Here is a 13,956-nt window from a genome sequence, read left to right as displayed (position 1 = left end):
GAAATCTCCGTAAGGGTTAACTTTCAGCGGCAGGCATTGTAGCATCTGCTGGAATCAGAACTTAAGAGATCGACATGCATCCCACCCGTCGCCTGTTTTTTGCTTTGTCGCTACCGGAATCGACCCGCCAGGCGATCGTGCGCTGGCGCGCCGATAGCTTTTCAGCGCAGGCCGGTCGCCCGGTCGCTGCGGCCAACCTTCATCTGACGTTGGCCTTTCTTGGCGACGTGAGTGAACAAAAAGAACTGGCTCTGCGCACGCTGGCGGGGCGAATCCGCCAGCCTGAATTTACGCTGCATCTGAATGACGCGGGCCAATGGCCGCGCTCCGGCGTGGTATGGATGGGCTGCCGACAGGCTCCCCGCGGGTTATTGCAACTGGCGGATTTATTACGCTCGCAGGCGGCCCGCAACGGATGCAGCCAGCCCTCGCAGCCTTTCCACCCGCATATCACCCTGCTGCGCGGCGCAACCAAATTCGTTGCCCTGCCGCCCGCGGATTTTAACTGGTCAATCCCCATACGCCATTTTTCGCTTTATCAATCACTGTTTGAACATGGCAAAACCCGCTATCAGGAATTGGCAAGCTGGCCGCTGATCAACAAGTAGGATACCTATGCAATTCATTCCCCGCTTACAGCCGGCCCGGCTGATTAAACGCTACAAACGCTTTCTGGCCGATGTAGTGACCCCGGAAGGAAAAGAACTTACGCTGCACTGCGCCAATACCGGCGCAATGACCGGATGCGCCACCCCCGGCGATACCGTCTGGTACTCCACCTCCGACAACCTGAAGCGGAAATATCCGCACAGCTGGGAGCTGACCGAGACGCAGGAAAATCACTGGATTTGCGTTAATACGTTGCGTGCCAATGCCTTATTGCATGAAGCCTTGTTAGCAAATCAGATAGCAACCTTCGCGGGTTATACGTCCTTAAAAACGGAAGTCAAATACGGCACGGAAAACAGCCGTATTGACCTGCTATTACAAGCGCCGGACAAGATTAACTGCTATATTGAGGTGAAATCTGTCACATTGTTGCAACATGGATGTGGTTACTTTCCCGATGCGGTTACGCTCAGGGGACAAAAGCACCTGCGCGAACTCCAACAGGTAGCAGCCAATGGCGAGCGAGCCGTGCTGTTTTTCGCCGTCCTTCATTCGGGGATCAACCAGGTTTGCCCTGCCCGACAGATTGACCCGCGTTACGCTGAATTATTGGTGACAGCGCAACAGCAGGGGGTTGAAATTTTATGTTATGGCGCCAATTTATCCCCTGACAGCATCAAACTTACCGATCCGTTGCCGTTATTGATAACGTGATAAATAAAATGGCCGTAGCAATACACGCTAACATGTTGTTTATCATCCGATGATAATACGTTGTTCCTCACACTTTATCAGGCCCGTGTCAGGAACCATTGCCAACCTAATCTTCATCTGCTATTTATAGCGGCCTGTTTTTCCCCTTAGGGGATCGATATACCCCGAATAATTGGCGTTGCAGCCTGGCTGCGGCGGCAAATAAGCAGGGTATAGTGCGTGTCGTGTTATGTAGGAGAAGCAACATGCAAGAAGGGCAAAACCGTAAGACATCTTCTCTGAGCATTCTCGCAATTGCCGGAGTAGAGCCATACCAGGAGAAGCCGGGCGAAGAGTATATGAACGACGCTCAGTTGGCTCATTTTAAGCGTATTCTTGAAGCATGGCGCAACCAACTCAGGGACGAAGTGGATCGTACCGTATCGCATATGCGAGATGAAGCGGCTAATTTCCCCGATCCAGTGGATCGTGCGGCTCAGGAAGAAGAATTCAGCCTTGAACTGCGCAACCGCGATCGTGAACGCAAGCTGATCAAGAAGATCGCCAAAACCTTGCAAAAAATCGAAGATGAAGACTTCGGTTATTGCGAATCCTGCGGCGTGGAGATTGGCATCCGTCGTTTGGAAGCTCGTCCAACGGCTGATCTGTGTATTGACTGCAAAACACTGGCGGAAATACGCGAAAAGCAGATGGCTGGGTAATCATTCATCCTAAAAGCCTAACCCTGCGGGCGGATATTCGCACACAGGGATAGGCTCTGCGGCGATAAGCCGCGCTTAACGTTATAGAAAGAAAACGTTCGCCGCGGCCTGCTGCCGATTTAGTGCCGATGCGCGGCGTTATTCTTATAGTGATGCGTCAAACAGATCGTTACATCGGGCGTTTTGCCCCTTCCCCAAGCGGGGATCTGCACTTTGGTTCTCTGATTGCCGCCCTCGGCAGTTACCTTCAGGCTCGCGCTCAGCGCGGGCGCTGGCTGGTGCGTATCGAAGACATCGACCCTCCCCGTGAAATCCCCGGCGCTGCCGCCCGTATCCTCTCCCAGCTTGAGCATTACGGCCTTTATTGGGACGGCGAAGTCGTCTATCAGTCACAACGCCACGCGCTTTATCACCAGGCGCTGCATTGGCTTACGCAACAGGGATTATGCTACTACTGCACCTGTAGCCGCCGCCGTATCCGGCAATTAGGCGGACACTATGACGGTTATTGCCGGGATCGCGGCCTAAGCGCCAAAAACGCCGCACTACGCTTACGCCAGACCATGCCGGTATGCCACTTTTATGATCGATTAAGCGGTGAAATTTATGCGGATCGCGCATTGGCGGGTGAAGACTTTATTATTCATCGTCGCGACGGGCTTTTTGCCTACAATCTGGCCGTGGTCGTCGACGATCATGCGCAGGGCGTCACGGAAATTGTCCGCGGAGCCGATCTGATCGCCCCCACCGTGCGGCAGATCTCGCTATATCGTCAACTGGGATATGAACAGCCGGCGTATATCCATCTGCCGCTGGTACTGAATGCGCACGGACATAAACTCTCCAAACAAAATCATGCCCCGGCGCTGCCCGATAGCGACCCGCGCCCGATATTGATATCGGCATTACAGTTTTTACATCAGCCATTGCCCGAAAGCTGGCAAGACCTGACGCTTGCGGCATTACTTGAGTGGTCCGTAGAACATTGGTCGCTTTCCCGAATCCCTTCGCCAGCAGCAAAAACCGGCCAGAGCTCACATCGGCATTCTCAAACCGGGCCCGGTGAGCTATGATTAGCCGCTATTTTTTATTGTGACTTTGTTTATCCATCACTATCGAGGTGTATTATCTTTACCCGAGTCGCTAATTTTTGCCGTAAAGTACTGAATCGTGAGAACGAAATGGTCAAACCTGAGAAAACGCGTCAGCATTTGACGGTGATCCCGCGTGACCAGCATAATATTTCGCGCAGTGATATCAGTGATAACGCACTGAAAGTACTTTATCGCCTGAACAAAGCGGGCTACGAGGCTTATCTGGTCGGCGGCGGCGTCCGTGACCTGCTGCTGGGCAAAAAACCCAAAGATTTTGATATCACCACCAACGCCACCCCGGAACAGGTGCGTAAGTTATTCCGCAATTGCCGTTTGGTCGGCCGCCGCTTCCGTCTGGCTCATGTGATGTTCGGGCCGGAAGTGATCGAAGTCGCCACATTCCGCGGCCACCATGAGCGGCACCAGGAACAGCAGGAAATCAGGAATTCAGCCCAGCAAGCCCAGAGCGGCATGCTGTTGCGCGACAATATTTTTGGCTCCATCGAGGAAGACGCTCAACGCCGCGATTTCTCCATCAATAGCCTTTATTACACGATTTCTGATTTCACCGTGCGTGACTATACCGACGGCTTAAACGATCTGCGTCAGGGCGTGATTCGCATGATCGGCGATCCGGAAACCCGCTATCGCGAAGATCCGGTACGAATGCTGCGCGCGGTGCGCTTCGCGGCCAAACTGGGTATGACCATCAGCCCCGAAACGGCCGAACCGATCCCCCGCCTTGCCGCCCTGCTGCACGACATCCCGGCGGCCCGCATGTTTGAGGAATCGCTGAAGCTGTTACAGACCGGTTACGGCTATCCAACCTACAAAATGCTGTGTGAATATCAGTTATTCCAGCCGCTTTTCCCGTTAATCAGCCGTAACTTTACCGAAACGGGCGATACCACGCTGGAACGGATGGTGGCTCAGGTCTTGAAAAATACCGATCAACGGCTGCAAAACAATATGCGGGTTAACCCGGCATTTCTGTTCTCGGCCATGTTGTGGTATCCGCTGATTGAGCACGCGCAAAAGTTGGCACAGGAAAGCGGTCTGGCCTATTTTGATGCCTTTTCACTGGCGATGAATGACATTCTGGACGAACAGTGCCGTTCACTGGCGATACCTAAACGTATTACCTCGCTGGTGCGTGATATCTGGCAGTTGCAGCTACGTCTGTCACGCCGCCAGGGCAAGCGCGCCTATAAACTGATGGAGCATCCCAAGTTCCGGGCCGCCTATGATCTGCTGTGTCTGCGCGCTGAAATAGAAAACCATCAGGATCTGCTGCGTCTGGCGCACTGGTGGGGAGAGTTCCAGGCGGCGGTGCCGCCGCGTCAGCAGGCCATGCTGAGTTCTCTGGATGACGGCCCGACGCCACATCGTCGTTCCCGCCCCCGGCGTCCGCGCAAACCGAGCGCCGAGCGCCGAGAAAAAGCCTGATGACGCGCGTTTATCTGGCCCTGGGCAGCAATCTGGCACAGCCTTTACAGCAGGTTAATGCCGCCCTGACCGCGCTGGATAACCTGCCGCAAACCCGGTTGATCCGCTGTTCCTCTTTTTACCGTAGCCGACCGTTAGGCCCGCAGGATCAACCCGATTATCTGAACGCCGTTGCCGAACTGGAAACCGCTCTGGACGCCGAGCGCCTGCTGGATCATACCCAGACGATTGAACAGCAACAGGGACGCGTGCGCAAAGCGCACCGCTGGGGGCCGCGTACGCTGGATCTGGATATGTTGCTGTTCGGCGATGAGGTCATCCAGACGCCGCGGCTGACGGTTCCTCATTACGATATGAAAAATCGCGAATTCATGCTGTTTCCGCTGGCCGAGATCGCCCCGGAACTGGTTTTTCCCGATGGAGAAGCGCTCTCCCATCTTTTGACTAACGTTGGCCGTAACGGGTTGACGTTTTGGGATAAGAGCCGCGTCGGCTGATCCCTCTGTTTATTCAGGTGGGGTGAATGCTATCGTTACCCGTGTGCTTCCATTAGAATGATCCCCTGCTCCTCCGCCATCTTGACGTCAGGAAGGCCGTCATAAAACCGAACGCCCGGCGTCTCAATGGCAATAAGAACAGAGAAAATTTGTTTGCATTATGGCTGACAACGCCAGCTTCTCCTGATTATTCTTTTTACTAAAATTGGCTGTTTTCGTTAATCGTTAAGGAGTGTAGGTGTGTTGATTATTGAAACCCCTCTACTGCTACGTCGTGAAATCCGTCGCTGGCGCCAGGAGGGGAAACGTATCGCTCTGGTGCCTACTATGGGTAATTTGCACGACGGGCACATGAGGCTGGTTGATGAAGCGAGAGAACGGGCCGACATTGTGGTCGTCAGCATTTTCGTCAATCCGATGCAGTTTGAACGGCAAGATGATTTGGCGCATTATCCACGGACGTTGCAGGAAGACTGTGAGAAGCTGAACCAGCGCGGCGTCGACCTGGTTTTCGCTCCCGGCTCCGAGGTGATCTATCCCAACGGACTGGAAGAACAAACTTTCGTCGAGGTTCCCGGTCTTTCTTATATGCTGGAAGGCGCCAGTCGTCCCGGCCATTTTCGCGGCGTCGCCACTATCGTCAGCAAACTGTTTAATATGGTACAGCCCGATCTGGCCTGCTTCGGCGAAAAAGATTATCAGCAGTTGGCGTTGATCCGTCAGCTTGTCAGCGATATGAGTTATGACATCAGTATTGTCGGCGTACCGATTGTGCGCGCCAACGACGGGCTGGCGCTCAGCTCACGCAACGGTTATCTCAGCGCCGAGCAGCGCCGGATCGCGCCACGATTACATCAGATCATGGCAACCGTAGTGGAGCAACTGGCTGCCGGCGATCGCCAGATAGAGCCGCTGATTGCCCAGGCGGAAGAATCGCTGCGACAAGCCGGGTTCACGCCTGACGAACTGTTCATCCGTGATGCCGACACGTTGCAGCCGCTCACGGCAGCCAGCACCCGCGCGGTGGTGTTAATGGCCGCCTGGCTGGGTAAAGCGCGATTAATTGATAACCAGCAGGTCGATTTGACCGTATGAACCCAATAGATTTCGAGTTGCATCAAGGCGGCGCCTGAATGAATCCCCAGGAGCTTACACCAGTAAGTGACTGGGGTGAGAGAGGGAAGCCAACACAGATGCAGCTTGAAAGATGAAGGGGATAACCGAGGTGATAAACAATGATACGTACCATGTTGCAGGGCAAACTGCACCGGGTAAAAGTAACCCAGGCCGATTTACATTACGAAGGCTCTTGCGCTATCGATCAGGATTTTATGGATGCGGCTGGCATACTGGAATACGAAGCCATTGATATCTACAACGTGGATAACGGCCAGCGGTTCTCAACCTATGCGATAGCCGGAGAACGAGGCTCGCGGATTATTTCGGTAAACGGCGCCGCCGCCCGTTGCGCCTGCGTGGGCGATAAGCTGATCATCTGTTCTTATGTGCAGATGTCCGATGAGCAGGCGAGAAGCCATCATCCCAAAGTCGCTTATTTCTCCGGCGACAACGAGCTACAGCGCCAGGCCAAAGCGATTCCGGTACAGATAGCCTGAATTGAATAACCAAGGCGGTGCCGCCACCGCCTTTTACTTCCATCCGCAGATCAGGTTCGCAGCCCGCGTCCGTTTTCAATCAGCCACCACGCCAGAATATAAAATACGACGATAAAGGCGACCAACACCGCCATGGTAAATACCAGCGGGACATCCTGTATCCCGAGAAAACCACAGCGGAATCCGCTGATCATATACACCACGGGATTAAGTTTGGATACCGACTGCCAGAACGGCGACAGCAGCGTCAGCGAATAAAACACCCCGCCGAGATAGGTCAAGGGCGTCAGTACAAAAGTCGGGATCAGGCTGATATCGTCAAAAGTTTTGGCGAAAACCGCATTCAGCAATCCCGCCAGCGAGAACAGCACCGCCGTCAGCAGCAGCGTTAATACAATGATCCACCAAGCATGAACATGCAGCGGCACAAAAAACAGCGATACCGCCGTCACCAGCACGCCGACGCAGATCCCCCGCGCCACTCCGCCGCCGACATAACCGGCAATCACCACATGGGTCGGAACCGGCGCCACCAGCAGTTCTTCAATGTTGCGCTGAAATTTTGCGCTGAAGAAGGAAGAAGCCACATTCGCATAGGCATTGGTGATCACCGACATCATAATCAGCCCGGGAACGATAAACTGCATATAATCGAATCCGCGCATATCCCCGATGCGCGAACCGACCAGATTGCCAAAGATAATAAAATACAGCGTCATGGTGATAACCGGCGGCACCAGCGTCTGTATCCAGATTCGGCCAAAACGGTTCACCTCTTTGATCCAGATACTCTGCAACGCCACCCAATACAAACGCATCATGCTTTTCCTCCATAACCATTAACCAGGGTGACGAACAATTCTTCCAGCCGGTTAGCTTTGTTACGCATACTCAACACCTGGATGCCCTGCCCGCTTAGCTGGCTGAACAAGCCGTTTAGCCCTTGTTCGCGCATGACTTCCACTTCCAACGTCGAGGTATCCACCAGACGATACTGATACCCCTCAAGCTTCGGCAACGGGCTCTTGGCCGCCAGATCGAAAATAAAGGTTTCTGATTTAAGCTTGGAAAGCAGGTGTTTCATGGAGGTATTTTCCACCAATTCGCCATGCTGAATAATGCCGATGTTGCGGCACAGCATTTCAGCCTCTTCCAGATAGTGGGTGGTCAAAATAATCGTCGTCCCCTGCGCATTCAACTCCTTCAGGAATCCCCACATGGAGCGGCGCAGTTCGATATCCACCCCGGCGGTGGGTTCATCCAGGATCAGTAACTTCGGCTCATGCATCAACGCGCGGGCAATCATCAGACGACGCTTCATCCCGCCGGACAACATACGGGCGCGGTCGTTGCGTTTTCCCCATAAATCCAGCTGGTTCAGATACTTTTCCGCCCTTTTTTGCGCATCATGACGTTTAACGCCGTAATACCCCGCCTGATTGACCACAATCTGCAACACGGTTTCAAACGGATTAAAGTTGAATTCCTGCGGGACCAGTCCCAATTGACGTTTCGCGTTAACCACATCCCGCTCTAGATCGTAACCAAATACCTGAACTTTCCCGGCGGTCTTATTGACCAAAGAGCTGATGATGCCGATCGTAGTGGACTTCCCGGCGCCATTCGGCCCTAACAGAGCGTAGAAATCACCCGCGTCAACACGTAAATCGATGCCGCGCAACGCCCTGACGCCTCCCGGGTAGGTTTTAGTTAACTGCGCCAGCTCCAGTGCATATGTCATAAAAAATGGGTTGCCTTATTATCAGTAAGTTCTACAGTTTCAATTCATAAACTATCGTTTTCAAACGGCGATTGTTGACTTATATTACCCCCACCGCCCCTTGTTTGTTACAGGTCATTTACTTTCATGAAAGAAATCGAAACGCTCATCGCCAATAACCAACGCTGGTCAACAACGATGGTGGAAGAGGATCCTGGTTATTTTGAACGACTGGCGCAGGCACAACGACCTCGATTTTTGTGGATTGGGTGTTCCGACAGCCGCGTACCGGCGGAAAGCCTCACCAGCCTCGAACCGGGCGAACTGTTTGTTCATCGCAACGTTGCCAATCTGGTGATTCATACCGACCTGAATTGCCTTTCCGTGGTGCAATATGCCGTCGAAGTTCTGGAAGTCGAACATATCATTATTTGCGGCCATTACGGCTGTGGCGGAGTCCAGGCGGCGGTGGAAAACCCCGAACTGGGCTTAATCAACAACTGGCTGCTGCACATCCGCGACCTGTGGTATAAGCATAGTTCGCTGCTGGGAGAATTGCCTCCCGAACAACGGCTGAATACCCTGTGCGAAATCAACGTGGTCGAGCAGGTTTATAATCTCGGTCACTCCACCGTGATGCAGTCGGCCTGGAAACGCGGCCAGAAAGTGACCATCCACGGATGGGTTTACGGTATTCAGGACGGACGGCTGCGCGATCTGGAAGTGACGGCCACCAGCAGGGAGACGCTGGAACAACGCTATCGCCGGGCCATGTCTTCCCGTTCCTGATCGCCACTGACGCCCAACCTATGCCGGTTCCGGGCGTCAGTAACCCTGTTTATTCCTGAGGAATAACCTTACCAACATACGGCAAGTGCCGATAATGCTGCGCGTAGTCAATACCATAGCCGACCACGAATTCATCAGGAATAGAGAAGCCGACCCACTCGACTTTCACACTTACTTCACGGCGTTCCGGCTTATCCAACAGCGTACAGATCGCCAGCGACTTCGGGGCGCGCAATTGCAGGATTTCACGCACTCTGCTCAAGGTATTTCCCGAGTCGATAATGTCCTCGACAATCAACACATCCTTGCCCCGAATATCCTCATCCAGATCTTTGAGGATCTTCACGTCACGGGTGGTGCTCATACCGCTGCCATAGCTGGAGGCCGTCATGAAATCGACTTCGTGTGAAACATCAATCGCCCGGCATAAATCGGCCATAAAAATAAACGACCCGCGCAATAAACCAACCAAGACCATATCGCTGCCGCTGTCACGATAATGTTCGCTGATTTCCCGGCCCAATTCGGTAACCCGCGCCCTGACTTCCTGTTCGGAAATCATGACTTCTACGGTATGTTTCATCATACTCATAACTCTTTGAATAAAGGTATTCAGCACCATCAAGAGGGTTCAGGCTCTGACCATTGATGATGCGCCAGTGCAGACGGATAGCGCCTAAGGGCGCGAAGTATACCAGAAAGCGCAGGCTACCGGGTATTACCCCAAACCGGGCGTTGAAAAAACATCACCGCGTCCGGGTAATCGCCCGAATGAAATCAAGGCCGCCGTCTCTTATTCACTCCCGGCCGCGCTGGGGAAAAAGAGTGGCTGCGAGGCCTTGACGCTCAGCCTTACCGGCTGCCCCGGCTCAAACCAGGTGCTGCTTTGCACCTGGATAATGCGATCGTCCAGTTTGATGCGGTAGTGGTTTAAGGTGCCCATAAACAACCGATCCTGAATCTGCGCCGTGCCGTTGGGATCCAGCGCCAGAGCAATATCATGCGGACGAACCAGCCAGTCACATTGCGAACCGATCGGCTGCCCGTGGGGGTGGGCGGCGAGGTGCTCGCCGAACAGGCTCTGCCACTGATGATCGCTGAGGATGTTAACCGGCAGATAGTTGCTGCTGCCCAGATAATCGGCAACAAAACGGCTGTTGGGACGCTGGTACAGCGTTGCCGGATAGCCTTCCTGCACAATGGCGCCATTGTCCATGACCGCCAGCCGATCGGCAAAGGCAAAAGCCTCTTCCTTACTGTGGGTCACAAACACGGTGGCAACCTGCCGCTGCTTCAGAATAATGCGTAACTCGCTCATCAGGTTGTCGCGCACCTGATTATCAATATTGGAAAAAGGCTCATCAAGCAGCAGTACGCTCGGTTTACAGACCAGGGCGCGGGCTATCGCCACCCGCTGCTGCTGTCCGCCGGAAAGTTCATGCGGGTAGCGGGCTTCCAGCCCGTCCAGACGCACCAGATCGATCATCTCGCCGACGCTACGGACAATCGTTTCCTGCGGCTGGCCGTACAGGCCAAAGGCGATATTTTCCGCCACCGTCAGGTGCGGAAATAACGCGTAATCCTGAAAAATCAACCCGACCTGGCGGAACTCCGGCGCGACAATCCGTTCGCTATCGCTCATCGTTTGGCCGGCGATGGCGATCAAACCTTTATCCAGCGCAAGCAGTCCCGCCACCGCTTTAAGCAAGGTGGTCTTGCCGCAGCCGCTGGCGCCGAGCAGACAAACAATTTCCCGCTGCCGTACCGTCAGGGAAAGGTTATTCAGTACGTTCCCGTCCCTTTCCTTACGCGGCTGATAACGGCAGGTTATGTGCTCAATCTTTAATACGTCGGTTACATCTGTCATCGTTTATTTTCCAGCACCGCATTCAGCCAGATAACGGGGAACAGCCCGACCAGCACCAGGATCATCGCCGGCAGCGCCGCCTGCTCCAGTTGCTCATCGGAGGTAAAGGTAAAAACATAGGTTGCCAGCGTTTCAAAATTAAACGGCCGCAGCAACAGCGACGCATTCAATTCTTTCATACTCTCAATAAAAACCAGCAACGTACCGGTTACGATCCCCCGTCGCAATAGCGGCAGATGCACCCGTTGCAACAGCTGCGCGGGAGAACTTCCTAATGTCCGGCTGACCATATCCAGCGACGGCGAGATTCTCGACATGCTGCTTTCCACGCTGCCTATCATCATGGCGCTAAAACGGATGCAGTAAGCGATCACCAGCGCGAACAGCGTTCCCGACAGCAATAGTCCCGGCGCGGGCAGGTTTATCCAGTTGGCCAGCCGGTTGACGGCATGGTCGAACGCCGCCAGAGGAATAAGCAGGCCGATAGCCAGAATGGTGCCGGGCACCGCGTACCCAAGGCTGGCCAGCCGCAATAATACCGGGCTGGATTTATCCAGGCGGGTGGAGAAGACCAGCACCAGCGCCGCCAGCAGCGTCACGCCCGCCGCCAGCGACGATACCAGCAGGCTGTTCATGCCGTAGTGAAAAAACGCCATCGACCAGGACTGAGTGATATAGCGCCAGCTCCAGGTTATCAGGATCAGGCAGGGTATCCCCATCGCCAGCGCAATAAGCCCCCAGCAATACCCCAGCGCCAGCCATTTTCTCAGGCCGGTAAGCGGCTGTTGATCTTCCCGCTCCTGCCCCATGCTTTTCTGATAAATACGCTGCCGACGCCGGCTGTAAAACTCCGCCGAGATCATCATAAAGATGAACAGCAACATCAGGGCGGAAATTCGCGTCGAAGCGCCCAGATCGCCATACCCCAGCCAGGTGTCATACACGGCGGTGGTCAGCGTGGCCTGAGCAAAATAGGAGACGGTGCCGAAATCGCCCAGGGTTTCCATCGCCACCAGCGAGGCGCCGACGACAATCGCCGGTCTGGCCAGCGGAAAAGCGATGCGCCGGAAAGCCCGGTTGGGGGAATGGTTAAGCAGACGCGCCGAATGCAGCAAGGTAACCGACTGTTCCAGCAAGGCTTTGCGCGCCAGCAGGTAAACGTACGGATACAGCACCAGCGCCAGAACGACGCAGGCGCCGCCGAGAGAGCGGATCGGCGGAAACCAGTAATCACCGGCGCTGTGCAGGGAAAACGCCCGACGCAGCCATCCCTGCACCGGGCCGGCATAGTCCAGCAGATCGGTATAAATATAGGCGACCAGATAAGGCGGCATGGCCAGCGGTAAACACAGCATCCACCGCAACCCGCGTTGACCGGGAAAACGATACTGGGTCATCAGCCAGGCGGCAGGCAGACCCAATAATAGACTCAGCGCCACCGTCCCCGCCACCAACCCCAGAGAGTTGACAATATAGGTGGGCAACACGGTTTGCCACAGATGAATAAACCCCTCGCCCCGGGCGAAAAAGGCCTGGAAAAAAATGGCGGCTATCGGGAACAGCAACAGCCCCGTTAATAACCAACTACTCACTCGCCAACGTCGGATACTGAAACCGCTCTCACTCGCCACGTCTATTCCGTACCACTCGTAAACAAAAATGCCCGGAACAATAATCACGCTTTCCGCAGGGCGATATATTCCGGGCTTGAATTATCCTATCACCTGAATATCAGATGTTTATTTACAGATCAAACTTAACCTCATCGATTAACCGCAAGGCGTGCTGATATTCGTCGGCGATTTTCTCCAGCGGCAGCGCATCGGCCTTGAATGTTCCCCACGACGCAACCACTTCCGACGGCTGTACGCCCGGTTTCACCGGATATTCGCCGTTAACGTCAGCGTACATATGCTGCGCCCGATCCTCGCTGAGGAAGCGAATCAGCTGCACGGCATTGTCGCGGTTTGGCGCATATTTCGCCAGCACAGCCCCGCTGATGTTAACGTGCGTGCCTGATGCTTCCTGACCCGGGAAGTTGATATTGACGGCTTCGCCCCAGCTGCGCTGCTTATCATCGGCAAGCATTCTGACCAGATAATAGCTATTCCCCAGCGAGTAATCGCACACGCCTTCCGTGATGGCTTTAATCTGATCGCGATCGCCGCCCTGCGGCTTCTGCGCCAGATTCGCCTTTAAGCCTTCCAGCCATTGCCGGGTTTTCGCCTCGCCGTGATGCGCCAGCATCGCCGCCGTCAGCGACACGTTGTAAGCATTTTTAAAAGAGCGGGTGCAAATACGCCCTTTATATTTGGGGTCGGCCAGGTCCAGATAGTCAAAAGACGCCGGGATCTTTCCTACCCGATCTTTTGAGGTATAAATCGCCCGGGCGCGCGTCGTCAGTCCGACCCAGCGGCCCTGAGAATCGCGGTATTGCGACGGAATGTTCTCTTCCAGCGTTTTATCTTTCAGCGGCTGCGACAAATCCGCATCAACCACTTCCATCAGACGGTTAATATCCACCGTCAGCACTACATCCGCCGGGCTTAGGCTCCCCTCCCTTTTTAAACGCTCCACCAGCCCTGACTCGGCATAGATAACATTGGCCTTGATGCCGGTTTGCTGCGTGAACTCTTTGAGAATGGGTTCAATCAAATAGGCCTGACGGTATGAATAGATATTGACTTCAGATGCGGCGTGCGCGGCGCTGCTGATGGCAAGCGCGGAAAGGATCGAACCGATCAGAATCTGTTTCTTCATGAGATGCCTCAATAAATGATAATAGTTATCAGAATCGCTCTCATTATTCACAATCAGTTACTTTACGTCACTAACTTTTTACACAATCCTTACGAATAACAAAAATGACGCGGCGCAAGAAAATTTAGTCAGGTTATCTACAA

At 54.1% G+C, this 13,956-nt stretch carries 15 protein-coding genes; 9 read left to right on the top strand and 6 right to left on the bottom strand.

From position 1 onward, the window contains the following. Positions 1-74 precede the first annotated feature (74 nt). From thpR to panD, 8 genes are all read left to right on the top strand, one after another. On the top strand, positions 75-608 hold the full coding sequence (gene thpR / locus HOY33_RS14810; RefSeq protein WP_172290913.1) for an RNA 2',3'-cyclic phosphodiesterase: 534 nt from the start codon (positions 75-77) through the stop codon (positions 606-608). A gap of 7 nt (positions 609-615) precedes the next feature. Continuing rightward, positions 616-1,323, top strand: coding sequence for a DNA/RNA nuclease SfsA (gene sfsA, locus HOY33_RS14805; protein ID WP_172290912.1), 708 nt, complete (start codon positions 616-618; stop codon positions 1,321-1,323). A 245-nt stretch (positions 1,324-1,568) separates the two neighbouring features. Beyond that, positions 1,569-2,024, top strand: coding sequence for an RNA polymerase-binding protein DksA (gene dksA / locus HOY33_RS14800; protein WP_136168102.1), 456 nt, complete (start codon positions 1,569-1,571; stop codon positions 2,022-2,024). A 152-nt stretch (positions 2,025-2,176) separates the two neighbouring features. After that, positions 2,177-3,097, top strand: a complete 921-nt coding sequence (gluQRS, locus tag HOY33_RS14795; protein WP_172290962.1) for a tRNA glutamyl-Q(34) synthetase GluQRS — start codon at positions 2,177-2,179, stop codon at positions 3,095-3,097. Between the two features lie 54 nt (positions 3,098-3,151). Beyond that, entirely contained in the window at positions 3,152-4,564 is a 1,413-nt protein-coding gene (gene pcnB / locus HOY33_RS14790) for a polynucleotide adenylyltransferase PcnB (RefSeq protein ID WP_172290961.1), read from the top strand. Then, on the top strand, positions 4,564-5,061 hold the full coding sequence (gene folK / locus HOY33_RS14785) for a 2-amino-4-hydroxy-6-hydroxymethyldihydropteridine diphosphokinase (protein ID WP_172290911.1): 498 nt from the start codon (positions 4,564-4,566) through the stop codon (positions 5,059-5,061). Before pcnB ends, folK begins: the two co-directional genes overlap by 1 nt. A gap of 240 nt (positions 5,062-5,301) precedes the next feature. Beyond that, entirely contained in the window at positions 5,302-6,156 is an 855-nt protein-coding gene (gene panC / locus HOY33_RS14780) for a pantoate--beta-alanine ligase (protein WP_172290910.1), read from the top strand. A gap of 140 nt (positions 6,157-6,296) precedes the next feature. Then, on the top strand, positions 6,297-6,677 hold the full coding sequence (panD, locus tag HOY33_RS14775) for an aspartate 1-decarboxylase (protein WP_172290909.1): 381 nt from the start codon (positions 6,297-6,299) through the stop codon (positions 6,675-6,677). A 50-nt stretch (positions 6,678-6,727) separates the two neighbouring features. Here the strand turns inward: panD and HOY33_RS14770 are convergent, their stop codons facing one another. After that, entirely contained in the window at positions 6,728-7,498 is a 771-nt protein-coding gene (locus HOY33_RS14770) for an ABC transporter permease (RefSeq protein ID WP_172290908.1), read from the bottom strand. Then, complete coding sequence (locus HOY33_RS14765) at positions 7,495-8,418, bottom strand: ABC transporter ATP-binding protein (RefSeq protein ID WP_172290907.1); 924 nt, start codon at positions 8,416-8,418, stop codon at positions 7,495-7,497. Before HOY33_RS14765 ends, HOY33_RS14770 begins: the two co-directional genes overlap by 4 nt. A gap of 126 nt (positions 8,419-8,544) precedes the next feature. On the opposite strand from HOY33_RS14765, the gene can reads away from it, so the two are divergent. Next, on the top strand, positions 8,545-9,186 hold the full coding sequence (gene can / locus HOY33_RS14760) for a carbonate dehydratase (protein WP_172290906.1): 642 nt from the start codon (positions 8,545-8,547) through the stop codon (positions 9,184-9,186). Between the two features lie 49 nt (positions 9,187-9,235). Here can and hpt read toward each other — a convergent pair whose 3' ends face one another. From hpt to HOY33_RS14740, 4 genes are all read right to left on the bottom strand, one after another. Next, positions 9,236-9,778 (bottom strand): hypoxanthine phosphoribosyltransferase, encoded by a 543-nt coding sequence (hpt, locus tag HOY33_RS14755; protein ID WP_172290905.1) that lies wholly within the window; start codon positions 9,776-9,778, stop codon positions 9,236-9,238. 201 nt (positions 9,779-9,979) lie between these two features. Further along, entirely contained in the window at positions 9,980-11,053 is a 1,074-nt protein-coding gene (locus HOY33_RS14750) for an ABC transporter ATP-binding protein (RefSeq protein WP_172290904.1), read from the bottom strand. Then, on the bottom strand, positions 11,050-12,684 hold the full coding sequence (locus HOY33_RS14745) for an iron ABC transporter permease (RefSeq protein WP_330528036.1): 1,635 nt from the start codon (positions 12,682-12,684) through the stop codon (positions 11,050-11,052). Before HOY33_RS14745 ends, HOY33_RS14750 begins: the two co-directional genes overlap by 4 nt. A 112-nt stretch (positions 12,685-12,796) precedes the next feature. Beyond that, positions 12,797-13,813, bottom strand: a complete 1,017-nt coding sequence (locus tag HOY33_RS14740) for a Fe(3+) ABC transporter substrate-binding protein (RefSeq protein ID WP_172290903.1) — start codon at positions 13,811-13,813, stop codon at positions 12,797-12,799. Between the last annotated feature and the right edge of the window lie 143 nt (positions 13,814-13,956).

Source organism: Brenneria sp. hezel4-2-4, from assembly GCF_013155275.1.
Lineage (GTDB): Bacteria > Pseudomonadota > Gammaproteobacteria > Enterobacterales > Enterobacteriaceae > Brenneria.
Note: the sequence above shows the minus strand (reverse complement) of the source record. Positions and strands in the feature narration are given on the sequence as shown.

Bases quoted from the DNA above. Each gene is read 5' to 3' on its own strand.
- thpR (WP_172290913.1), top strand. From the start codon at position 75: ATGCATCCCACCCGTCGCCTGTTTTTTGCTTTGTCGCTACCGGAATCG.
- sfsA (WP_172290912.1), top strand. From the start codon at position 616: ATGCAATTCATTCCCCGCTTACAGCCGGCCCGGCTGATTAAACGCTAC.
- dksA (WP_136168102.1), top strand. From the start codon at position 1,569: ATGCAAGAAGGGCAAAACCGTAAGACATCTTCTCTGAGCATTCTCGCA.
- gluQRS (WP_172290962.1), top strand. From the start codon at position 2,177: ATGCGTCAAACAGATCGTTACATCGGGCGTTTTGCCCCTTCCCCAAGC.
- folK (WP_172290911.1), top strand. From the start codon at position 4,564: ATGACGCGCGTTTATCTGGCCCTGGGCAGCAATCTGGCACAGCCTTTA.
- panD (WP_172290909.1), top strand. From the start codon at position 6,297: ATGATACGTACCATGTTGCAGGGCAAACTGCACCGGGTAAAAGTAACC.
- HOY33_RS14770 (WP_172290908.1), bottom strand. From the start codon at position 7,498: ATGATGCGTTTGTATTGGGTGGCGTTGCAGAGTATCTGGATCAAAGAG.
- HOY33_RS14765 (WP_172290907.1), bottom strand. From the start codon at position 8,418: ATGACATATGCACTGGAGCTGGCGCAGTTAACTAAAACCTACCCGGGA.
- can (WP_172290906.1), top strand. From the start codon at position 8,545: ATGAAAGAAATCGAAACGCTCATCGCCAATAACCAACGCTGGTCAACA.
- hpt (WP_172290905.1), bottom strand. From the start codon at position 9,778: ATGAGTATGATGAAACATACCGTAGAAGTCATGATTTCCGAACAGGAA.
- HOY33_RS14750 (WP_172290904.1), bottom strand. From the start codon at position 11,053: ATGACAGATGTAACCGACGTATTAAAGATTGAGCACATAACCTGCCGT.
- HOY33_RS14740 (WP_172290903.1), bottom strand. From the start codon at position 13,813: ATGAAGAAACAGATTCTGATCGGTTCGATCCTTTCCGCGCTTGCCATC.